The 21,286-nt window shown below is 65.9% G+C and carries 20 protein-coding genes and 2 pseudogenes; 18 read left to right on the top strand and 4 right to left on the bottom strand.

The window, feature by feature from the left end; translation table 11 throughout:
* The first annotated feature begins 536 nt into the window (after positions 1-536).
* From ABZ420_RS21785 to ABZ420_RS21745, 9 genes and pseudogenes are all read left to right on the top strand, one after another.
* Complete coding sequence (locus ABZ420_RS21785) at positions 537-2,228, top strand: AMP-dependent synthetase/ligase (RefSeq protein ID WP_357125546.1); 1,692 nt, start codon at positions 537-539, stop codon at positions 2,226-2,228.
* A gap of 43 nt (positions 2,229-2,271) precedes the next feature.
* On the top strand, positions 2,272-2,868 hold the full coding sequence (locus ABZ420_RS21780) for a TetR/AcrR family transcriptional regulator (RefSeq protein ID WP_357125545.1): 597 nt from the start codon (positions 2,272-2,274) through the stop codon (positions 2,866-2,868).
* A 587-nt stretch (positions 2,869-3,455) separates the two neighbouring features.
* Positions 3,456-3,953: pseudogene (locus tag ABZ420_RS21775) on the top strand (hypothetical protein); the annotation flags it as partial.
* Between the two features lie 61 nt (positions 3,954-4,014).
* On the top strand, positions 4,015-4,167 hold the full coding sequence (locus tag ABZ420_RS21770) for a CocE/NonD family hydrolase (protein WP_357125542.1): 153 nt from the start codon (positions 4,015-4,017) through the stop codon (positions 4,165-4,167).
* A 303-nt stretch (positions 4,168-4,470) separates the two neighbouring features.
* Positions 4,471-4,902 (top strand): CocE/NonD family hydrolase C-terminal non-catalytic domain-containing protein, encoded by a 432-nt coding sequence (locus ABZ420_RS21765; RefSeq protein ID WP_357125539.1) that lies wholly within the window; start codon positions 4,471-4,473, stop codon positions 4,900-4,902.
* On the top strand, positions 4,809-5,009 hold the full coding sequence (locus tag ABZ420_RS21760) for a CocE/NonD family hydrolase C-terminal non-catalytic domain-containing protein (RefSeq protein ID WP_357125692.1): 201 nt from the start codon (positions 4,809-4,811) through the stop codon (positions 5,007-5,009). Before ABZ420_RS21765 ends, ABZ420_RS21760 begins: the two co-directional genes overlap by 94 nt.
* A 31-nt stretch (positions 5,010-5,040) precedes the next feature.
* Positions 5,041-6,666: a long-chain fatty acid--CoA ligase gene (locus tag ABZ420_RS21755; RefSeq protein ID WP_357125689.1), complete on the top strand. Its 1,626-nt coding sequence runs from the start codon at positions 5,041-5,043 to the stop codon at positions 6,664-6,666.
* A 312-nt stretch (positions 6,667-6,978) separates the two neighbouring features.
* Complete coding sequence (locus ABZ420_RS21750) at positions 6,979-7,200, top strand: hypothetical protein (protein ID WP_357125536.1); 222 nt, start codon at positions 6,979-6,981, stop codon at positions 7,198-7,200.
* Positions 7,201-7,362: 162 nt separating this feature from the next.
* Positions 7,363-7,518 carry a hypothetical protein gene (locus ABZ420_RS21745; RefSeq protein ID WP_357125533.1) on the top strand — a complete coding sequence of 52 codons (156 nt, stop codon included), beginning with the start codon at positions 7,363-7,365 and terminating at the stop codon, positions 7,516-7,518.
* Positions 7,519-7,719: 201 nt separating this feature from the next.
* Here the strand turns inward: ABZ420_RS21745 and ABZ420_RS21740 are convergent, their stop codons facing one another.
* Positions 7,720-8,985 (bottom strand): YncE family protein, encoded by a 1,266-nt coding sequence (locus tag ABZ420_RS21740; protein ID WP_357125531.1) that lies wholly within the window; start codon positions 8,983-8,985, stop codon positions 7,720-7,722.
* Between the two features lie 406 nt (positions 8,986-9,391).
* Between ABZ420_RS21740 and ABZ420_RS21735 the strand changes: the two genes are divergently transcribed.
* Complete coding sequence (locus tag ABZ420_RS21735) at positions 9,392-9,892, top strand: hypothetical protein (RefSeq protein WP_357125528.1); 501 nt, start codon at positions 9,392-9,394, stop codon at positions 9,890-9,892.
* Positions 9,893-9,976: 84 nt separating this feature from the next.
* On the opposite strand, the gene ABZ420_RS21730 is transcribed toward ABZ420_RS21735, so the two are convergent.
* Entirely contained in the window at positions 9,977-10,282 is a 306-nt protein-coding gene (locus ABZ420_RS21730) for a hypothetical protein (RefSeq protein ID WP_357125526.1), read from the bottom strand.
* A gap of 233 nt (positions 10,283-10,515) precedes the next feature.
* A complete protein-coding gene (locus ABZ420_RS21725; RefSeq protein ID WP_357125523.1) occupies positions 10,516-12,189 on the bottom strand; it encodes a tannase/feruloyl esterase family alpha/beta hydrolase in 1,674 nt (557 codons plus the stop codon).
* Between the two features lie 127 nt (positions 12,190-12,316).
* Here ABZ420_RS21725 and ABZ420_RS21720 point away from each other — a divergent pair, with 127 nt between their 5' ends.
* The 3 genes and pseudogenes from ABZ420_RS21720 (at position 12,317) to ABZ420_RS21710 (ending at position 15,218) form a co-directional block, all read left to right on the top strand.
* Positions 12,317-13,960 carry a CocE/NonD family hydrolase gene (locus tag ABZ420_RS21720; protein ID WP_357125520.1) on the top strand — a complete coding sequence of 548 codons (1,644 nt, stop codon included), beginning with the start codon at positions 12,317-12,319 and terminating at the stop codon, positions 13,958-13,960.
* A gap of 27 nt (positions 13,961-13,987) precedes the next feature.
* A pseudogene (locus ABZ420_RS21715) lies at positions 13,988-14,695 on the top strand (CocE/NonD family hydrolase); the annotation flags it as partial.
* Positions 14,589-15,218, top strand: coding sequence for a CocE/NonD family hydrolase (locus ABZ420_RS21710; protein ID WP_357125517.1), 630 nt, complete (start codon positions 14,589-14,591; stop codon positions 15,216-15,218). The pseudogene ABZ420_RS21715 and the gene ABZ420_RS21710, both read left to right, overlap by 107 nt.
* Before the next feature lie 177 nt (positions 15,219-15,395).
* Here the strand turns inward: ABZ420_RS21710 and ABZ420_RS21705 are convergent, their stop codons facing one another.
* Positions 15,396-16,265: a PaaX family transcriptional regulator C-terminal domain-containing protein gene (locus ABZ420_RS21705; protein ID WP_357125514.1), complete on the bottom strand. Its 870-nt coding sequence runs from the start codon at positions 16,263-16,265 to the stop codon at positions 15,396-15,398.
* Between the two features lie 211 nt (positions 16,266-16,476).
* On the opposite strand from ABZ420_RS21705, the gene ABZ420_RS21700 reads away from it, so the two are divergent.
* Genes ABZ420_RS21700 through ABZ420_RS21680 form a run of 5 tightly spaced genes read left to right on the top strand, consistent with a single transcriptional unit; the run spans position 16,477 to position 21,263 of the window.
* Positions 16,477-17,346 (top strand): amidohydrolase family protein, encoded by an 870-nt coding sequence (locus ABZ420_RS21700; RefSeq protein WP_357125511.1) that lies wholly within the window; start codon positions 16,477-16,479, stop codon positions 17,344-17,346.
* Positions 17,343-18,206, top strand: a complete 864-nt coding sequence (locus ABZ420_RS21695) for a 3-hydroxyacyl-CoA dehydrogenase family protein (RefSeq protein ID WP_357125508.1) — start codon at positions 17,343-17,345, stop codon at positions 18,204-18,206. Before ABZ420_RS21700 ends, ABZ420_RS21695 begins: the two co-directional genes overlap by 4 nt.
* A complete protein-coding gene (locus ABZ420_RS21690) occupies positions 18,203-18,973 on the top strand; it encodes an enoyl-CoA hydratase/isomerase family protein (protein WP_357125505.1) in 771 nt (256 codons plus the stop codon). The genes ABZ420_RS21695 and ABZ420_RS21690 overlap by 4 nt, the downstream gene beginning before the upstream one ends.
* Positions 18,970-20,532, top strand: a complete 1,563-nt coding sequence (gene paaZ, locus ABZ420_RS21685) for a phenylacetic acid degradation bifunctional protein PaaZ (protein ID WP_357125502.1) — start codon at positions 18,970-18,972, stop codon at positions 20,530-20,532. Before ABZ420_RS21690 ends, paaZ begins: the two co-directional genes overlap by 4 nt.
* On the top strand, positions 20,529-21,263 hold the full coding sequence (locus tag ABZ420_RS21680) for an SDR family oxidoreductase (RefSeq protein WP_357125499.1): 735 nt from the start codon (positions 20,529-20,531) through the stop codon (positions 21,261-21,263). Before paaZ ends, ABZ420_RS21680 begins: the two co-directional genes overlap by 4 nt.
* Positions 21,264-21,286 lie beyond the last annotated feature (23 nt).

The following is a 21,286-nucleotide window of genomic DNA, read 5'->3' as shown; positions in this document are numbered from 1 at the left end:
CTGCGCCAGTGCGCTGGCGGTCATGACCTCCATGGACGCGCGCACCGGTGCCGGGCGGGCGCTGACAGCGCACCTGCTGCTGTGCCTGGGCTTCGCTCTCGCCTTCACGCCGGTGCTCGCCTGCGCGCTCGCCGATCTCGCCCTACGCCCACGGCAGCGCCCTGATCAACACGATCCAGCAGGTCGGAGTCGCCGCCGGAACCGCCCTGTTCATCGCCGTCATGTCGACGCACTCGGCGATAGGCGTCGGCGTGAACGCCGTCCCTGAGGCCGCCGCGCAGGGCGCGCGCCGCATTCATCGCCGGCGCCGCCATCGTGCTCACCGCGACGGCACTGGCACTGCTGGTCCGCAGATCCGGCCCGCCGCCGCAGCCGACATCGACCCGGCACTGAGACTGCGGGCACGGCCGCATCGCATTTTGTAAACACTTGTGCTTTTGTAAACAGATGTGCATTATCTGTGGCGATCGGAGTAGGGAGGTCCGCACCAGCGGTCCCACCGGCCACTCGGACTCAGCACAACAGGAGGAACCCCGGTGACAACGGCGCGCCATGACGAAATCCACCAGCTGTTGACCGACGCACGAAGCGTCTGCGATCTTCTGCGGGCCACCGCCGGCAAATATCCCGACCACATCGCGCTGCGCTCCTATGAAACCGGGGTCGAATGGACCTACCGGCAGGCGATCACACGCATCGGAGCCGTCGCCGAGCGACTGCGCGAACTGGGCGTGGCTCGCGGTGACACGGTGGCGCTGATGATGCGCAACATCCCGCAGTTCCACATCGTCGACGCGGCCCTGATGATGCTGGGCGCGGTGCCGTTCAGCGTTTATAACACCCTTCCCGCCGAGGACGTCAGACACGTGCTCGCCAACGCCGGCGCGTGTGTGGTGATCGCCGAATCGGGCTTCGTTCCCGTGCTGCGCCGCGCCACCGAACTCGGAGCGCCGCTCGGGCAACTGCTGGCTGTCGACGCGGCCGCCGAAGACGGACAGGACCTGCTGGCCGAACTCGCAGCTGAGGAGACAACTTTCGACTTCGGTGCCGCCGATGAAGTCGGTCCCGACGATCTGCTCACCCTGATCTACACCTCGGGCACGACCGACCCCTCCAAGGGCGTCGAGCTGACCCACGCCGGCATGCTCACCCAGCTCCGCGGTATCCACGCTGTTCATCCGCTCGACGGTCACGGCCGCCAGATCAGTTTCTTGTCCGCCGCCCATGTAGCCGACCGATGGAGCTCGCACTATTCGGCGTTCATGACCTACGCCAACACCCTGACCTGTGTTGCCGACGCCGCGAACCTTCCCGCTTGCGTGGCCGAGACCGAGCCGACCGTCTTCGGGGGCGTGCCCCGAGTGTGGGAGAAGTTCAAGACCGCCCTCGAGCTCCAGTTCCCCGGCGACCTGCTGGCCGAGGTCGTCGCGGATCCCGCGCTCGGACAACGTCTGCTCCAGCGGCTCGGACTCGGATCGACGCTCTGGGCGGTGACCGGCGCGGCACCGACACCACGCGCGGTGATCGACTTCTTCGTCACGCTGGGCCTGCCCCTGTGCGAGCTGCTGGGAATGTCGGAAACTTCCTGCGCGATCGCGACGAACACCCCGGACGAACTGCGCCCCGGCAGCGTCGGACGTGCTCTGCCCGGCGTCGAAATCGCGTTGGCGCCCGACGGAGAACTGCTCGTCCGCGGCCCGCAACTCATGCGCGGCTACCGCGGCCAGCCCGAGAAGACCGCCGAGGCGATCGACGGCGAGGGCTGGCTGCACACCGGCGACATCGCCAGTATCGAGGACGGGACGATCTGGATCGTCGACCGCAAGAAAGAACTCCTGATCACCTCGGGCGGAAAAAACTTGTCTCCGGCCAACATCGAGATGGCAGTCCGCTCCGCGGGCAACCTCATCAGCCAGGTCTGCGCGATCGGCGACGGTCTGCCGTATGTCGTCGCACTCGTCGTCGCGGACCCGGCCGCTGCCGGCGCGATCGATACTTCGCACTCCGACCTCTACGAGCAGGTGAACAAACAGATCCAGCGAGCCAACACGACCCTCGCACGGGTCGCGCAGATCAAGAAATTCAAGATCCTCGATAGCGAGTGGACGCCTGGAGTCGAGCTGACGCCCACGTTGAAGCTGCGCCGCGCCGCGATCCTCGACAAATACACCACCGAAATCGCGGAGCTCTACACTGCGAGCTCAGCCGGGGTCGGGAATGTCACTTAGTTAACAATGGTAAATATCTGTACAACTGTGCAGTATTGAACGTGTGAATGTCGAACTCTCGGCCCAGGGGGCAGTGACCGATCGGCGCGTGCGCAAGACGCGAGCGGCGTTACTGGGAGCGGCGGTGCGACTGGTGGAGGAGCGCGGAACCACCGATATCTCGGTGACCGACCTGGTCGAGGCCGCCGACGTCAGCCGGCGCGTGCTGTACCAGCACTTCGGCGACCGCGATGCGCTGCTCGCCGACGCGGTCGCGCATCTGCTGACCGAGGAACTACTGACCGGCTTCACGCTCGGCGAGATCGGTGCCCTGCCCACCATGCTCGACACTGCCCGCCATTTCGCCGCGCATCGCACTTTCTACCGGGCCGTGCTGGTCGGATCCTGCTCCCACGCTGCCACGCGCACGGTCGCACAGTTGTTCCGGCCCTACAGCATCCTCGGCGCCCGCGAATTGTTCGGTGACCTCGACGACGCCACAGCCGTCGAGATCGCCGACTTCTTCACCGGCGGCACCACAGCGGTGCTCAGCGAGTGGCTCATCGAAGGACCCGAACCATTGGACCCGGTCGCCCTCGGCGAACGCATGGCAAGACTCCAAGCCGTCATCAGCCCCCGCATTCCCGACAGCGACCATTGAACGACCGAACCCGAGCGTGCGGCCCGGTTCGTGAAACCAGTGCTTCGCGAACGCGAACAATCGCGGCCAGCGACCGGCACACCGAGTCGGGCCGTCCGGGCTCGCCGGAAAGGTCGGTTACTTCGATCCGAGCAGACCGTCGTCGCTGATGTCGCTACCGCTGCCGTCGGATCGGTCGTCCCGGCAGCCGAATAAAGCTGGCCTTATCGTTCTCGGCCGCAGGTTTTCCAGGATATCCCTCGCCCATGTGGCGGGTACCGCATCCGGGCCTGCCACGCGCATCGCGATCATGGCGGTGAGGAGCATTCCGGTGGACAGGAAGTGGCGCGTCTCGGTTTCCGAGACTCCGGTCAGATCGCGGATCAGGTGGTAGATCCCATCTAAGCGAGCCCGGGCCTGGTCGCCGATCGCCGGGTGCGCGCCGGCCGCGAATCCGTGTAGCAGCAGTTGGAGGGCTGCGACCTGCCCGCTCGCCGGGCGACCTCATCGGTGCGAGTGGCGGCGTAACCGATTCGACGAACGTGGAGACCGCCGCGCGTAGCACCTGCCCGCCCCGCTGGGAGGCCGTCATCCGGGGTCTGGTCGCCATGCTGCTCCGTTTACGCGAGACGACCGCAAAATGTAACACTTGTGCATTTATATACATGTGTTTAGCATCAGTCGCTATGGATGCGGCACTCCCGGACAACCCCGGAAGCCCGAATCAACGGGTGCGCGGCCGGCGGTCGGGCGTTGCTCACATTGGCGTAGGTCGGGTGACTCGGCGCGAGAGGTCTGATGTCCCGCACCGAGCTGACCCGCACCGTGGCCGCGTCCGCATCGCCCCAGGGAGGACCCCCACGAGAAGACCCTCTGCGGCCAGCCTCCTGCTGCAGCGAATGCTGAAGCTGCCGCCCCCGATCACCCGAGATCTGATTGTCGAGCGTGATCTGCAGGTGCCCATGCGCGACGGCGCCATTCTGTTGGCCGATCGATGGGCCCCTCGCTCAGGCGGCCAGGGCCTGCCCACGGTGCTGGTGCGCGGCCCCTACGGTCGCGGTGGGCCGGTCGCAGCGCAGCTGGTCCGCCCGCTGGCCGAGCGGGGCTTTCAGGTAGTGATGCAGAGTGCGCGCGGTACCGGTGGCTCCACCGGAAGGTTTTTCTCCGATGCGGCACGAGCGGCTGGATGGACTCGACACCGTCGAGCGGGTGTGCAAGCAGCCGTGGTTCGGGGACTCGATCGTGCTCTACGGGCCCAGCTACCTCGGGTACACCCAGTGGGCGATGGCAGACCAGCCGCCGCCCAAGTCAAGGCGATGATCCCGGCGGTGACCGAATCGGCGCTAGGTCTGGAATTCCTGCGCAGGGACGCCTTCAACCTGGAGACGGCGGCGTGCGGGTGGGGCGTACTCGTCATGCAGACGAGGCCGTGGGCCACCTCCCGGTTCCTGCTGGGCGCCCGGCGCCGCCGCCGCGCCGAGCTGACACTCCCGCCGTCGGACGCCGACCGAGTGGCGCTGGGCCAGCGATCGGAGATCATTCAGGACTTCCTCACACGACTCCGAATCCACATACTGGGCCGGAGCCCGTCACGACGACAAGGTCGCCCAGGTCGAGGTTCCGGTGAGCACGATCACCAGCTGGTTCGATGTTTTCCTACAGGGCCAGCTCCGCGACTACATCACGCTGCAACAGGCCGGGCGCGTGGACAACACAGCGCTGGAAGCACGACCCGATGTCCTCCCGCATACCAGCGACATACTCGACGACGATCTCGAAATTATCGGCGAGGTCTGCGCGCAGCTCTGGTTTCGCTCCAGCCGGCACCACGCCGATGTATTCGTCCGTCTCTGCGACGTCGATCCCACCGGACGCTCGACCAACATTTGCGATGGCCTCACCGGCCTCACCGGAGCCGACGAACTCGGGTGTGTCACCGTCGCTCTGGCCTCGACGCGTATCTGTTCAAGCGTGGCCATCGCATCCGCGTCCAGGTCTCCAGCGGCGCGTTCCCCCTCTACAACCGCAACCTCGGCACCGGTGAACCCCGCCTAACCGCCACCAGACTGCAGAGCGCCTCTCCGCACATCCATCACGACCCGACCACCCCTCCGCCGTCCTACTTCCCGTGCGAACCCACTGACCCCACCACCACAAGGTAAAACCGTGACAGACATAGCATTTCCCAGCACTATGCAGGACGAGCCGTTGTCGCTGGCGACGTTGCTGCGCTACGCATCGACGTTCGCCGGCGATTCGACCGTGTCCACCTGGACCGGGTCCGGCGTGCGCACCATGACCTACCGCGAGGTCGGCGCCGAGTCGGCGCGGTTGGCGAACGCGCTGCGCTCGTTGGGTATCGGGGTCGGCGACCGGGTGGGCACGTTCATGTGGAACAACAACGAGCACCTGGTCGCCTACATCGCGGTGCCCGCGATGGGCGCGGTGCTGCACGCGCTGAACATCCGGTTGTTCCCCGAGCAGGTCGTCTACGTGGCCGATCACGCCGAGGACCAGGTGGTGCTGGTGGACGGCACGCTGGTGCCGCTGTTCAGCCAGATCCTGCCGCACCTGATGACGGTCCGCCACGTCATCGTGGTCAATGGCGACGCGGCGACGCTCACCGCGCCCGAGGGCATCCAGGTGCACTCCTACACCGAGTTGCTCGGCGCGCAGCCGGACACCTACGACTTCCCGGTGATCGACGAGCGCTCCGCCGCGGCGATGTGCTACACCTCCGGCACCACCGGCGATCCGAAGGGTGTGGTGTACTCGCACCGCTCGAACTGGCTGCACGCCATGCAGGTCTGCGCGAACAACGGCTTGGGCCTTATGGAGTCCGACACCCTCCTGGCCATCGTCCCGCTGTTCCACGCCAACGCGTGGGGAATCCCCTACGCGGCACTCATGTCGGGAGCGAATGTGCTGATGCCGGACCGGTTCCTGCAGCCGAGACCGCTACTGGAGATGATGGCCGCGCAGCAGCCGACCTTCGCCGCCGCCGTCCCCACCATCTGGGGCGGCGTGCTAGCGGAACTGGGCCCCCACTCGCAGGACCTCACGCACCTGCGTGCGGTGGTGGTCGCCGGATCGGCTGCACCGCCGTCGATGATGCGCACCTTCGAGGAGAAGCACGGCGTGCGGGTGCTGCACGCGTGGGGCATGACCGAGACCTCGCCGCTGGGCAGCGTCGCGCATCCGCCCGCCACCGCGGTGACCGACGAGGACAAGTGGGCCTACCGGGTGACTCAGGGCCGTTTCCCGGCCGGTGTGCGCGCGCGTCTGGTCGGTGACGACGGCGTGGTGCCCAACGACGGTGTGTCGCTGGGCGAGCTGGAAGTGCGCGGTCCGTGGATCACCGGCTCCTACTACTCGCCGGACGGCACCGTTGTCGACCCGGAGAAGTTCGACGAGGGCTGGTTGCGTACCGGCGATGTCGGCAAGATCAGCTCCGACGGCTACCTCACTCTGGTGGACCGATCCAAGGACGTGATCAAGTCCGGTGGCGAGTGGATCTCGTCGGTGGATCTGGAGAACGCCGTGATCGGCCATCCCGCGGTCGCCGAGGCCGCCGTGATCGGCGTGCCGGACGAGAAGTGGGACGAGCGCCCGCTGGTGGCGATCGTGCTCGCCGAGGGCGCCGAAGCCAAACCCGAAGAACTGCGCGAGTTCCTGGCCGACAAGTTCGCCAAGTGGCAGTTGCCCGAACGCTGGACGTTCGTCGCCGAGGTTCCCAAGACCAGTGTGGGCAAGTTCGACAAGAAGCGGCTGCGCAGCCAGTACGCCGACGGCGACCTGGACATCACCACACTCACCTGATGTTTCCGCTCAGCAAAGCCCGAGGCGTGCTTGCCCGCTCGAACTATCGTGTCCCCGATCCGGAGCTGCTGCCCGGATCGGAGTACGGTACCGCTTCGACAACGTCGCCGGCTTCCTCTCCTTTGCACCGAGCCCATCTCACGGTTCCGCCCCGGACAGGCGCGACAGCTCGGCGGTCGAGTCTCGTCTCACCGGAGTTCAGGACCCAGTGGTCGGGAGACGAAATGCAATCAACAGTGATAAAAGACGTTGCAGCGGTGCACTTGAAAGCGCGTAGCTCTCGATACTTGTACGCGAAAGGAGCCGGGCAGCATGCTAGATGACGAATGGCTCCTCTCCGAAGGCGACATCCATGTACGAGTATGGATGGCGGGCCTGGTCTTCGACTACGCGGTGGCTTCGACCGCCGCTCGCCGCGTCGTTCGCGACTGGCAGAAAAGACGTTGGTGCACGATCGAATTCCTTCGCGACACGACCGAAGGGCTGCGCCTACTGCCTCGCATGCCATGCGAGCGGTTGTTCCTCGGACAGTGAGCTGTCCCATGACGTCGCAAGCGGGCAACCGAGCGAAGCGTGGCTTCGTGAAGTAGCCACCGGACTATCGCCGTCGATCCGTTACCACCGGCGATCCGGCCGAGCCGGCCCGGGAACCCGAATTGAAACCACTACGGGAGAGCTGGCACCAACCTTCCTTGGATGGCACGCCACGTCGCCGAACACCGCAACTTCTACCGCGCGGTTCTCACCGGTTCGTGCGCCTACCCTGCCGCCCGCGCGGTAATGGCACTGCTGTTCCCCGAAAACCTGGCCATGGCCCGGCGAGCAACCTCGACGAGATCGTCGGACGGATGAACGCGCTCACGAAGCACTGCTCGACCCTGCGGTGATCCGCGCGCAGATCGAAGCGCGCGATCTGCAGGTGGCCAACTCGTACTCCAAGAACGCGCAGTTCCAGGGCGTTTACAATTCACGGCGCCTCCGCGGGGACCGGCTCGGGCGCATCGCCACTCCTCACCGGATCCTCGACCCCGACGCCGGTCCCCTGCTCGGACTTCAGGCGGCGGGCGATTTCCACCCGGTCGGCAGGTTGCCGACCCGGATGCGCTGCGGGTGGTCGCCGACCGGAATGGAGGTGATCTTGTTGCCGGTGGCGAAGTCGATCGCGGTCACCTGGTCGGCGGCGCTCTCGGAGATCACGCACGCCTTCCCGTCGCCGCTCACGGTCGCCCAGTAGGGCTTGGCTGCGGGCACCAGCGGTCCCTCCTTCAGGGTCGCGCGGTCGACGACGGTGGCGTAGTCGTCCATCGTTCCCGCGATGCACAGCTTGTTGCCCGACGGATCCATCGACATCCCGTGATGGCGGGAATCGTTGACGTAGGTGCTGCGTTCGTCGCTGGTCTTGGGATTCTTCGGCAGTACCTTCATCCGCCGGATCTTGTCGGAAGCCACGTCGTATTCGAGGAACCCATTGAAGAACGACACCTGGAAATACAGCGTGGACTCGTCCGGGGTGAACGCCACCGGACGCACGGCATCGGAGAGACCCTTCTGACCGAATGCGTCCAGACGGTCTCGCATGTCGATGGTCTCGACGACCTTGTAGGTCGCGGCGTCGGCGATGGTGATCTTGCGATCGCCCTTGGTGAAGTCCAGCTCCGGGGCGTCGAGGCCGGAGTTGACGTCACCGATGGCCATGTTCCAGATCTTGCCGTCGGAGGTGAAGACGTTCTCGTGCGGTTTGTCGCCGGTGGCGAACCTGCCCAGTTCGGCGCCGCTGGCGATGTCGAGTAGGTGCACGATGTTACTGGTCGAGGCCGACACCGCGACCCGGGCACCGTCCGGGGAGACGGCCATATGATCGGCGCGGTTGCCCGATACCGGGAACCGCCAGTTGACTTTGCCGGTGGCACTGTCGATGGAGACGACGTCGGCGAAGCTGGGCCGGGAGACGACGATGGCCGTTCCGTTCGGTGTGGTGTACATGTCGTCGATGTACTGGTCGTGTCCTTCGCCGACCGTTTGCCGGATGCCGAGGAAGAACGCGAGTTCAACCGGGTCGAGGTAAATTTCGCGCAGGCGCTCGTCCTTGTCGGGGATGAGGTCGATGCGCCCGATCTTGGCGAAGGAGCCGCTGGATTCGATCACGTCGGCGACCCCTTCCCAGTTGTTGCCGACGAGCATCACCTCCCGCAGGCCCGGCGCTGCCTGCACCTGGGCGACCTCGTAGGTGAACAGGCCGGCCATCACGGTGGCGGCCATGGCCGTTGCCGCGCTGCGCCACAATCGCCGGCGGTGACGAGTGGCTGCTGGAACGCGCATAGGATTCCTCCAGAGAAGTACCGCGGATCGTGGGGCTCGGGTGGAACCGCGCCCCACGACGCTGGGGCCGCCCTGGGCAGGGCGGGCCCAGCAACCGCAACGGTGAACAACCGGGCCCGGCAGGGCACCGAACGCAGAGCCTTGTGAGCGTTGCGACCCAAGTTTGAACATTCGCGTAACCAAACTTGGGCTACCGAAGAGTAGCCATTCGTGTCGTGGCCCACAACCCCTCGGTGCCGGTTTCGCCGACCCGCAGAAAGGGGCAGATGTGGCCAGGATCGCCTCCGCGACAGGCCGTTACGGTGGCCGACCAGCAGCGGAGCGACACGCCGAGCGACGCCTGCGACTCCGCGAAGCCGGACTGGATCTGTTCGGCTCAGGCCCGGGATATCGCAAGAGCCGTTTGGTGGATGTGTCCAAGCACGCGGGCCTGTCGACCCGGCAGTTCTACGAGGAGTACAACACTCTCGAGGATCTGCTGGCCGATCTCCACCTGTACGTCAACGATTTGGTCGAAAGACGTGTCATCGAGGAGATCGAGGCAGTCGAGTGCCTATCCCACGCTGACCGGCTGGCGCGGCTCGTGCACGCCTACATCGATGCCGTCACCCGCGACCCGCGCTACGTCCGTATCCTGTTCGTCGAAATCGTCGGCGTGGGCGAGCAACTCGACCAGCAGCGCCTTCAACGGCGATCCCGCTGGATCGAGTTGTGTGTCGGGCTGTTCGAGGACGCGCTTCGGCGCGGCTACATCGAGCAATTCGACTTCCGCCTCGCCGCGGCGGCGTTCATCGGCGCGATCAACGGCCTGATGCACGACTGGGCTGTCGGGTGGATCGATGCCACCGGCGAGCAGATCGCCGACGAACTGTGCCGCATGATGGCGGGTCGGCTGAAGATGGAATAACCCCCGCTGGTCGTCGCTGAGGCCGAGGGACCCTTGCGACCGCGCCGGGACGCGCCGCCGTCGGCCGGTCTCACAGGGAGAAGGTCAGCCGCTTCGGGGCGATGTAGTCGGCGGGATCGAGCAGCAGTCGCTGCAGGCCGCGGGAGGGTCGAGTACCTGTGGCGCGTCCGTGCTCACCGGCCCGGAGGTGTCGTGCCAGGTCAATACGAAATCGCCCACGCGGAATTGATAGAGCAAGCTTCCGCCCTCCGGATCACCGGCATGCTCGCACAGATGCGCCAGGTCCGCCGACGACGGCGGATGCCGCAGTTCCGGACCGAAGTTCGGTGGTACGGGGAGGGAATCGAGCGGGCCGTCCGGCACGCGCAGCGCCGAATGTGGGTGCGCCACGACCCGCACGCCGACCCCGCCCGGCAGGCTGAGTTCCGTTATGGGACGGGGTGGCGAACTTCACCCCGTCCCGCAACGGCACCATGACGTCCTTCCCCCACCCGGAAGCTCAACTCGATCTCCCTCACACTCGCTGCAAACGGTGAAACCTGTAGAACTTCCTTCGGGGGTCGGCTGCACGGATCACCGACGTTGTCCGCACACCTGAACACCGTGCGGCAGGCGGAGGGCGCCTATCGGAGGGAATCGGCGGCTTCCGGGACGACGCGGGTGTAGTTCGCCGGGTCGGTTCGGTCGCCCTGGCCGGTGTAGCGGGACTGGGCCGGGTAGGGGAACAGCGGTCGAGCCTCGAGCAGTTGGGTGCCGGTCGCGTCGTAGCGCTCGCCCACGATCGAGTCGGGGGCGACCCCGTGCTCCACCCAGTTCATCAGCGCCGCCATGCCGCTGGCCATGGACAGACCGGGTCCATCGCCGGCGAGGTGGCCGTGTCCGTCACCAGGGGACAGGAACAGCCTGAAGAACGGGTCGGTGTTGTCCGGGCCTCCCATCGTCTCCAGGACCCGCTGGTAGTAGTGCAGGGTTCCCTCGGGGAAAATGACTTCGTCGGCCAGCCCGTGGGAGAGCAGCACCTTCGCTCCGGCGTCACGCACGCCGGACAGGTCGGGGTTGTCGGCGTCGAGTGCCGCGAACTCGGCCACGCTGTGGTCGAAGAGCCGCTCGAATTCCTCGTAGGTCAGCGTTGTCCAGTCCCAGTTGGGCTCCCGCTGCAGCCAGCCACCGACGTAGCCATTACAAATGAAGAACGGCACGGGCTGCACCTTCCCGTCGACGGTCGCGCTGCCCGCCAGACCGAAGCCAGCCCCGACCGGGGCCCCCCAGCATTGGGTGCCGGGCCGCAGGCCGTACCAGAGTTGTTCGCCGGAGGCTCGGCGTGGACCGTCCCAGATCTTGCGCATGACGCGGGCGTCGGTCTCGGTGATCACGCCCGCGTCGGTGTGGGTGCCGACGATGCTGTGCGGATCCCAGTCCGGGACCGAAACGTCGGGCAGGAAACGGTCGCCGTCGGACCCGCTGACGGCGTCGAGCACCGCCTCGCGGAAGGCCTCGAGCTTCGCCTGGGCCAGCGGGTTGTTCTCCTCGTTCATCACCAGGACCGGCCAGATCTCGGCGAGGATGAACCGGCTCCAGTTCAGTGCCGGGTCGGCGGCCCAGATTCCGTCGTAGTTCTGGGAGTAACGCTGGGCCTGCATCATCGCCTCCCGCCCGCCGCCCGAGGTGCCCTGGAGGTAGGAGTACTGCGGGGGCACACCGTGGACGGCCTCGGTGACGGCTTTGCCGATGATGGTCATTTCGTGGGTGCTGCGGTGGACCCAGTTTTCGATCAGGTCCCAGTCCAGTTCCCGGGTCTCGGGGTCCAGGCCCCAGTCCACCGGCCGGGGGTCGCGATTGCCGGCATCGGTCCCCGCGGTTGCGAACCCGTTCCGAATGGCGATCGGCATGGTATTGCCGCGGAAGGCAGCGGGCAGCGGGAAGGCCCAGGCGGGCTCCGTCCGGTTCCCGCCGCCAGTGCAGCCCAGAAAGCGACCGTTCCAGTCCAGCGGAAGCCAGACGACCACCTCGGCGACATGTCCGCCGGGGCCGGTCTGGCGGATGCGGACGTCGCAGTAGTCGGGCAGCCCGGTGATCTCGGGCAGCGGGGGGAAGCCGGGCATCATCGGCGGTGGTGGCTGGAATCGTCCGGTGGTGTTGACGGTGACCGACACGACCTCGGCCCCATCAATGTGGGAGATCGCCGCGGCGACGACCTCAGGCGTGCACCGCTCGAGGACCTGCGGATCGCGAACCGGACGATCCATGATGACCCATTGTTCGGGGTTTACCTGCACGTACAACGGCGATGTTGCCATGTTTTTTCCTCATGGATCGGACGAACCCAGACGGTGCGAGTGGGCCAATCGGCTACCGCCGGGACATTCGTCAATTTACTAGCGTTGCGCGCTATTCATGTAGAGTCTCTGCTGTAATGATGCACACATGTGGAAAAACGCGCAACTGTTACCCATGAACCTGGTCAGCCATCTCCTGCAGCGCACGATCGGACTGGAGGCCCCGGCGACCCGGGACGTGATCATCCAGCGTGATCTCCGCGTCCCCATGCCCGACGGCGTCGAGCTGCTGGCCGACCGGTGGGCGCCACGAGTCGACGGCGAATCGCTGCCAACGGCATTGCTGCGGGTCCCCTACGGCCGGGCCGGTTTGATCGGGATGGGCATGGCCCGACCACTGGCCGAACGCGGGTTCCAGGTGCTGATGCAGAGCACCCGCGGCACATTCGGCTCGGGCGGAGTGTTCGACCCGTTCCGCGATGAGCGCGAGGACGGCCTGGCGACCCTGGACTGGCTGGTGCAACAGCCATGGTTCGGCGGCTCCATCGTGCTGGTCGGCGCCAGTTACCTCGGGTACACGCAGTGGGCAATGGCCGATCGGCTGCCGCCCGAGGTCAAGGCGATGATCCCGCATGTGACCGAGTCGGCGCTGACGCTGGAGTTCCTGCGCAAGGACGGTCTGTCACTGGAGACGCCGTTCGGGTGGGGAGTCATGATCGCGGAGCAGGAACTTTCCTTTCCCATACTGAGAAGGATCGTCCAGGGCCGCAAGATCCGCCGGGCACTGGCGACGCTTCCGCTCGGTCGCGCCGATGTCGCCGCGATCGGTCGTCGCGACGACTACATCCAGGACATCCTCGCCCACGACCGCGATACCGAGCGTTGGGCCGATATCGACCACCGGCATCGCGTAGCCGAGGTAACCGTGCCGGTCAGCTCGATCGGCGGCTGGTACGACATTTTCCTGCCCGGCCAACTCCGCGACTTCAAGATCCTGCAGGAGGCCGGACGCCCGGCTCGGCTGACGGTCGGGCCGTGGACACACATCGCCCGCGACGGCCTGCCGATACGCGAAGCACTCGAGTTCGGGCTCGCCCACGCGCGTGGCGAGCAACCCCCGCAGCGCGGGCCGGTACGGCTGTACGTCATGGGTCAGGAGGCCTGGCGCGACTTCGACTACTGGCCGCCGCGTGGCTATGCGCCCGAGCGCTTCCACATGCACTCCGACGGAATGCTGTCGAACCAGGTTCCCGATGAGTCGACACCCGATACGTACCGCTACGACCCGACAGACTCGACGCCGGCGGCCGGTGGCGTCCGAACGGTCCGCGACAGCGGCCGAGTCGATAACACCGAACTGGAAGCACGACCGGACGTCCTCCTCTACACCACGCCACCGCTCGAGCAGGACGTGGAAGTCATCGGCGAGGTCAGTGCCGAGATCTGGTTCCGCTCCAGCCTGCCCTACGCCGACGTCTTCGTCCGGCTCTGCGACGTCGACCCCAGCGGCCGTTCACACAACGTCTGCGATGGCCTGACCAGTCTGTCCGACGCGGACGAAATCACTGCCACCACCGTCACACTCTGGCCGACCGCACACCGTTTCGAACGCGGCCACCGCATCCGGGTCCAAGTGTCCAGCGGCGCCTTTCCACGATTTGCCCGAAACTCCGGCACCGGCGAACCACACACCACCGCGACCACCCTCCTCGCCGCAGACCAAGACGTGTACCACGACCCGGATCACCCCTCGGCAATCATCCTTCCGGTGCGCCGAATGCCACAGCCATGACACGGCGGTTATACGCGTCGGTCCGACATCATCCAGAACTTCCTGGCCACGACGCCGACTCCACGCTGGTCGGCATCCGCCTTCGCGATGATTCCCCAGATGACGGAATCCGCGCTCAGCCTGGAGTTCCTGCGCGCCGACGCTCTGTCCCTGGAAAGCCCCTTCGCCTGGGGCGTGCTGGTCGCAGGTCAGGAGCGCACGGGCGCCCTCCTCCGCCAGCAGTTGGAGGCCAGGAAGCAAAAGCGGGCCCTGGCCTCCCTGCCCTTGGGAGAGGCCGACCTCGTCGTCATCGGGCAGCGGTCGCAGTACATCCAGGACATCCTCCGCCACGACGCCACCTCCGAACGCTGGGCCGGTATCGACCACCGGGCCCGTGTCAGCGACGTCACGGTCCCGCTCAGCTCGATCGCTGGCTGGTATGACGTCTTCCTGCCCGGTCAACTCCGCGACTTCACCATCCTTCAGGACAGCGGAGCCGACGCGCGCTTGACCATCGGGCCCTCGACCCATACGTCGATGGGCCAGCTCGGGGCCTCTGTCAAGGAAACTATCGACTTCGGCCTGGCCCACGCCGAGGGCCGGCAGCCGCCTGAGCGCGACGCAGTCCGTCTGTTCGTGATGGGCGCGGATGAATGGCGGGACTACTCCTCCTGGCCACCACCGGGATACGCCCCGCAACGCTGGCACCTCGGCTCATCCGGGACGCTCACTGCTCAGGCTCCCGACAGGAGACAACCCGATCGGTACCGTTACGACCCCGCCGACCCCACCCCCCGCTGTCGGCGGAGCCCGGCTGACCGCCACCACCGGACGCGTCAACAACAAGACCCTGGAAGCTCGCCGCGACGTACTCACCTACACCACCCCCGCCTTGGGGCACGATATCGAGGTCATCGGCGAGATCAGCGCGGAGATCTGGTTCCGCTCCAGCCTGTCCCACGCCGACATCTTCGTGCGGCTGTGCGACGTCGACCCGCGCGGCCGCTCGTTCAACATCTGCGACGGGCTGATCAGCCTCACCGACGCCGACCGGCTCGCGTGCCGCAGCATCACCCTCTGGCCGACGGCTCACCGGTTCAAGAAAGGCCACCGGATCAGAGTCCAGGTCTGCAGCGGCGCCTTCCCCCGCTTCGCACGCAACACCGGCACTGGGGAATCCCACGCGACCGCGGTGGAACTCCGCGTCGCCGAGCAAGAGATCTATCACGACCCGGATCATCCGTCCGCCATTGTCCTCCTGCCCCAGCGAACCGTCTGACACGACGCTCGGTCCTTCTCGCTACTCCGGCGGGAAGGACCCTCGTCGCAAGGGAAGCTCAGCGAATGGCAACTCGAGTGCGACTCGCGGATGCTGACCACCCGTCGATCTTCATGAGATCGTTTGTCGCACGTCGACCTCGAGACCTTCGTGGACTCAGCTTCAGGGCTACAAGCGTCACGATGTCCGCAACTGCAGATCCGTCCAGTAGCCCTGCGCCGCCTTATGCCATTCGTCGTGGCGGCGATGGAACAGTGCGGCGGCATCCGGCCCCGGCCAATCGTGATCGAGCAATTCCCGTGGCAGCGCGGGGTCCAAGAACGGGAACCGGCGCCATGCCTGGACCAGCCGTACCTGGGCCTGAAACGCCTCCGCCGCTGTTGTGACGGCCAGATCACCGAATGTCGACAGAAATTCGGCGTACCGCTGCTCGACGTCGTCGAGCGCCCAGGCGTCGGCGATTATGGCATCGGGGCTACCGATCGACGCTACGGTTCCGGTCCACGCGAACGCCTTGTCGGCCAGGCCGAGTTCCTCGATGACCGTAGCGACCGCGGACTCCCGGCCGGTGTCGGGCACGATCCAGATGCCGGCCGTCGGCGAACCCATACCCAGCCAGGTCAATTGAGTGCGAAGTTTGTGACGGAGCTGCCGTTGGGTCTCCGGAATGGCGACCGACAGCACCAGCCAACGTCCGTCCCAGGCCGGGGCATCGGTGAGGAAGGTATAGATCCGGCGAGTTCCCTCGGCCAGTAGCCGAGTACCAGGCGTAGTCACCTGCCAGCAGACCCGCCGCCCGTCCCGTTGAGATACCAGCAGGCCGTCGGCGGCCGAGCGAGCTATCGCCTGACGAGCCGACTTCTCCTCCACACCCAACGCTCCGAGCGCGCCGACCAATGTCGCGGTCCACACCGGAACACCGCGTGGGTGAACGAACTCGCCCAGGATGGTCAGCAGCAAGCTGCGGGCGCTACCCGCGCCGATCTGACGACGCCGGGAGCCGGCGGCCAGAACATCGTCGTCCTCCATGAACGGCGATACCGACATTCCTGGACACCTTTCATCAACAGTCTTCATTCAGCAAGCGCCCCGCCGCTCACCGTGCTCATAAAGATACCGGGCTCGCGCCATGCTGTTGCGCCCACCAGGCCGCAGAGCGCGAGACGAACTCCCACGGCTTCAATCTACATCATTTTGATTGATCGCATGTTTTATGTAGACTAATGGCATCCTACTCATCACGGTTCCGAGGTGATCCATGATCAACGGCTACCCGGTCATCGATGCTCACGTACACGCGCCGGCGCTGAACACCCTGAGGCCGGCGTGGCTCGAGTGGGCCGAGAGCTTTTCGAAGGACCATCCATGGCGTGACGCGTACGTGGGTGAGCGAGCCGATCCCGTCGCATTCGACGGATTGCTGCGCGGCGAGGGTGTGGATCACGCACTGCTGTTCTGCGAATACAGCCCCCGCGCCACCGGCATCCAGCCGATCGAAGATGTGGCGCGCCTCGCGGCAGTCAACAACGCCAGATTCAGTCTTGTCGCGAACCTCAATCCGCACTTACATTTTCCGCTGCTGGACGAATTGCAGCGTCAGCTCGACCTGGGCGCGGTCGCGGTGAAACTGCACCCGGTGCACGGCGTTTTCGACCCGGGCGACAAGGAGCTCTATCCGGTCTACGCCCGCTGCGGCGACCTCGGTGTACCGGTGATCTTCCACTCCGGCGTCTCCAGCTTCCCCGGTTCACGTACCAGCTATGGCAATCCGGAGTTGCTGCTGGATGCGGTGGACTACTTTCCCGATCTGCAATTCGTCTTCGCCCATGGTGGGCGGGGCTGGTGGTACGACGTCGCCGCGTTCATGGCCCAGACCAAGTCCAACGTTTGGCTGGACCTGGCCGGGTTGCCGCCGAAGAAGCTGCCGGAGTATTACGGCCGATTCGATCTGAATCGCATCGCCCAGAAGATGATCTTCGGCACGGATTGGCCGGGTGTGCCCGGCATACGCAACAACGTCGAGGCCCTGATGGGACTGGGCCTGCCCGAGGAGACGTTGGCAAAGGTGTTGTCGGGCAACGCTCGGGCGATCTTCACCCGTTTGCCGTCCAAGTTAGGAAACTCGTGAACAAACCGCCTGTCCGCAGTGTTGGTGTCATCGGTGGAGGCACGATGGGTGTGGGCATTGCCTACGTCTTCGCCGAGGCCGGATGCGACTGCGTGGTCATCGCCGACAGCGATCGTTCGCGCGCGGATCACGCGCGCGAGACGATCGCGTCGCGCGCGGACAAGCTACTGCACCAGGGCCGGCTCGAACCCGAATCCGTCGAGCACATCGCTTCGTCGGTATCGACGGTCGGCTCGGTCGAGGGCCTGCCGATCGACCTGGATCTGATCATCGAGGCGGTTCCCGAGAACCTCGAGTTGAAGCTGGATGTGCTCGCCGCCGCCGAACGCCGTGAGCCGGTGATGCTGGCCACCAACACCAGCGCCCTGAGCATTTCGCGACTGGCCGATGCGTTGCGGCGACCGGCCAATCTCATCGGGTTGCACTTCTTCAACCCCGTATGGACCATGCCGTTGCTCGAAATCGTCTGCGGCACAGCGACGTCCGACGACACGGTGACTGCCGCCCGGGAAATCGGCGACTATCTGAAAAAGGAAACGATCGTCGTGCGCGACGTTCCCGGTTTCGCGACGAGCCGACTCGGGCTGGCACTGGGGCTGGAGGCAATACGAATGCTCGAGGACAATGTCGCCTCGGCAGCCGATATCGATCGCGCCATGGAGTTGGGTTACCGCCATCCGATGGGGCCGCTGCGGCTGACCGATCTGGTCGGGCTCGACGTACGACTCCATATCGCCGAGCAACTGTCGGCCAGTCTGGGGCCGCGGTTCGCACCGCCCCGACTTCTCATCGACAAGGTCGCGGCGGGTGAGTTGGGCAAGAAGTCGGGGCGCGGGTTCTTCGACTGGAGCGATCAATGACCGGCTACCGGGGTCTGCGCCTGACCGAAACCGACGGAGTCTTCGAGATCACCCTCGAGCGCCCCGATCGACGCAACGCGATCGACGCACAGATGATCGACGAATTGCACCAAGTCTGTGCGGATTTGGAGGCCAATCCACGGCTGGCGATTCTCACCGGCGGCGCCGACGGGGTATTCGCCGCCGGCGCCGATATCGCGGAGCTGAACCGGCGCGGCCGTGCGGACGCACTCGCGGGCATCAACCTGAACCTGTTCGACCGGATCCGCAGACTACCGATGCCGACAATCGCCGCGATGGACGGTCACGCCCTCGGCGGGGGTGCGGAACTCAGCTACGCCTGCGATATCCGCATCGCCACACCCCGCACTGTCTTCGGGCAACCGGAACCGCGGTTGGGCATCATCGCCGGCGCCGGCGCCACCCATCGGCTCGTGCGCCTCGTCGGTGAAAGTATCGCGAAGCAGGTACTGCTGGCAGGCGCGAATCTGACGGCCGAGCGCGCGCTGGCCATCGGACTCGTGCATTCGGTGGTGCAGCCCAGCGAACTGCTCACCGCCGCACACGAACTCGCGGCGAATATCGCGAAGAGTTCGGCGATCGCTCTGCGCATGACCAAGCTCGCCGTCGACGCCGGCCCCGACGCACACCCCGAGCTGGACCTCGTCATCCAGGCGATGCTGTTCGAGGACGACGAAAAGTACCGACGCATGGACGCATTCCTGTCCAGGACAACAACTCCCAGCGAGAGGGCGAACCGCCGATGACCGAAATCCTGCACAGCTACACAGGCGGGCAATGGCATCGTCCCGGTGATGCCGGTCGTCCCCTCCTCGACGCCGCCACGGCCGAACCGGTGGCCCGCATTTCCACCGAGCCGTTGGACTATGCGCGAGTACTCGACTATGCCCGCGTTGTCGGCGGAAGTGCTTTGCGCGGGTTGACCTTTCAGGATCGGGCCGCGCTGCTCAAGAATCTGGGAAAACATCTGACTGCGAAGATCCCCGAATTCACCGAGCTCTCATTGTGCACCGGCAGCACGCGTCGCGATGCCGCGGTGGATATCGACGGGGGTATCGGTGTGCTGTTCGTCTACGGCAGCAAAGGCGCGAAGGAACTGCCCGCCAGCCATGTCCTGCTCGACGGCGACGTCGAATTGCTCGGCAAAGCAGGCACATTCGGGGTCCAGCATCTGCTCACGCCGTTGCTGGGCGCGGCCGTTCAGATCAACGCGTTCAATTTCCCGGTATGGGGCATGCTCGAAAAGTTCGCACCGGCCTTCTTGGCCGGGGTGCCCAGCGTCGTAAAACCGGCGTCGGCGACGGCATATCTCACCGAAGCGGTGGTCCGGGAGATCATCGAATCCGCCATCCTGCCCGAGGGCGCGCTGCAGCTTGCCTGCGCGCCGGCCGATGGCCTGCTCGATGCCCTCACCGGGCAGGATCTGCTCTCGGTCACCGGATCGCACCAGACAGCGGCCGCGTTGCGGCGCCACCCGGTCGTGACCTCGAACGCGGTGCGATATACCGCTGAGGCCGATTCGCTCAACAGCAGCCTGCTGGGTGCCGACGCGACACCGGAAACCGCCGAGTTCGATCTTTTCGTGCGCGGCATCGTCACCGAAATGACGCAGAAGACCGGGCAGAAGTGCACCGCGATCCGCCGGGCCTTCGTTCCGCACGATCTCATCGACGCGGTCGAGAACGCGGTACGCGAACGCCTGTCCAGCATGCCTATCGGCGATCCTCGGGACCCTGCCGTCCGAATAGGTCCGCTGGTCGGACGCGACCAGCGCGAGGACGTTCGCGCGGCAGTCGCACGCTTGGGCAAGACTGGGCGACTCGTCTACGGCGATCCCGAGGCTGTGCCGCACAACCTCACCAGCACAGCAGATTTCGACAACGGCGCATACATTTCGCCGCTGCTACTGCGATTCGACAGTCCCGACGCGGTCGAGCCGCACACAATCGAAGCGTTCGGTCCGGTGAGTTCTTTGCTGCCCTACGACAACCTCGATCACGCGATGGATCAGATCGCCCGCGGCGGTGGCAGCCTGGCCGCGTCGATCGTTACGGCGGACGAGCGGATCGCCGCCCGCGCGGTAATCGCCGCCGCCCCGTGGCACGGCAGACTTCTGGTCCTCAATTCCGACAACGCGGCCGAATCCACCGGTCATGGTGCGGCGATTCCACACGCGGTACATGGTGGGCCCGGCCGCGCCGGCGGCGGCGAGGAGCTCGCGGGGCTGCGCAGCCTCAGCCACTTCATGCAGCGAACCGCGATACAGGGCAGCCCCGAGTTCCTCGCGGCCATGGCGCGCGCATGAACACCGAGGACCGCACCGCGGCGCTGGTCCTGGGCGGCGGCGGGGGAATCGGCGCGGCGATCTGCGCCGAACTGGCCCGCACGCACGCCGTTCTTGTCGGCTACCACCGAAACCGGGGACGTGCCGAGGCCGTCGTCGGCGACATCACCGCAACCGGTGGGACCGCGGCCTGCGCGGCGACCGACGCGACCACCCGTATCGGCGTCGAATCCGCCCTGGCGGCCGCCGAGCAATTGGGCCGGTTACATACCGTCGTGCATTGCATCGGCGCATGGGATTACACGAGACTGACCGACCTCGACGAAGACGGCATCGATCGGGACTATCGCACGAATCTGCGCTCCGCGCTGATCACCCTCGCAGCGGCGGCCACCCATGTCATCGATCATGGACGCATCATCATGTTGTCCAGTGCCGCGGCCTATCTCTGCCCCGCCCGGCAGGCGTCCTATGCCGTTATGAAGGCCGGTGTCGAAGCCGCGGCCCGCGTGGCGGCCAAGGAATTGGGCCGCCGATCGATCACGGTCAACGTGGTGCGGCCCGGTGCGACCGACACCGAAACACTGCGAACGGGCACCGATCCGAAAGCCATAGATGCCATGTCCACCGCCAATACGTTGCGTCGTCTCGGTGCGCCGACCGATATCGCTCCGGTCGTCTCCTGGCTGACATCGCCACAAGCACAGTGGGTTACCGGTGCCACCATCGACGCCACCGGGGGGCTGTGGTGAACCGGCCACCAAGATTCTTCTAC

This window comes from Nocardia sp. NPDC005745 (assembly GCF_040630775.1).
Lineage (GTDB): Bacteria > Actinomycetota > Actinomycetes > Mycobacteriales > Mycobacteriaceae > Nocardia.
Note: the sequence above shows the minus strand (reverse complement) of the source record. Positions and strands in the feature narration are given on the sequence as shown.

Coding starts and splice junctions, on each gene's coding strand:
- ABZ420_RS21770 (WP_357125542.1), top strand. CDS start 4,015: ATGCGGCACGAGCGGCTGGATGGACTCGACACCGTCGAGCGGGTGTGC.
- ABZ420_RS21755 (WP_357125689.1), top strand. CDS start 5,041: ATGCAGGACGAGCCGTTGTCGCTGGCGACGTTGCTGCGCTACGCATCG.
- ABZ420_RS21750 (WP_357125536.1), top strand. CDS start 6,979: ATGCTAGATGACGAATGGCTCCTCTCCGAAGGCGACATCCATGTACGA.
- ABZ420_RS21745 (WP_357125533.1), top strand. CDS start 7,363: ATGGCACGCCACGTCGCCGAACACCGCAACTTCTACCGCGCGGTTCTC.
- ABZ420_RS21740 (WP_357125531.1), bottom strand. CDS start 8,985: ATGCGCGTTCCAGCAGCCACTCGTCACCGCCGGCGATTGTGGCGCAGC.
- ABZ420_RS21725 (WP_357125523.1), bottom strand. CDS start 12,189: ATGGCAACATCGCCGTTGTACGTGCAGGTAAACCCCGAACAATGGGTC.
- ABZ420_RS21720 (WP_357125520.1), top strand. CDS start 12,317: ATGTGGAAAAACGCGCAACTGTTACCCATGAACCTGGTCAGCCATCTC.
- ABZ420_RS21710 (WP_357125517.1), top strand. CDS start 14,589: ATGAATGGCGGGACTACTCCTCCTGGCCACCACCGGGATACGCCCCGC.
- ABZ420_RS21705 (WP_357125514.1), bottom strand. CDS start 16,265: ATGTCGGTATCGCCGTTCATGGAGGACGACGATGTTCTGGCCGCCGGC.
- ABZ420_RS21700 (WP_357125511.1), top strand. CDS start 16,477: ATGATCAACGGCTACCCGGTCATCGATGCTCACGTACACGCGCCGGCG.
- ABZ420_RS21690 (WP_357125505.1), top strand. CDS start 18,203: ATGACCGGCTACCGGGGTCTGCGCCTGACCGAAACCGACGGAGTCTTC.
- paaZ (WP_357125502.1), top strand. CDS start 18,970: ATGACCGAAATCCTGCACAGCTACACAGGCGGGCAATGGCATCGTCCC.
- ABZ420_RS21680 (WP_357125499.1), top strand. CDS start 20,529: ATGAACACCGAGGACCGCACCGCGGCGCTGGTCCTGGGCGGCGGCGGG.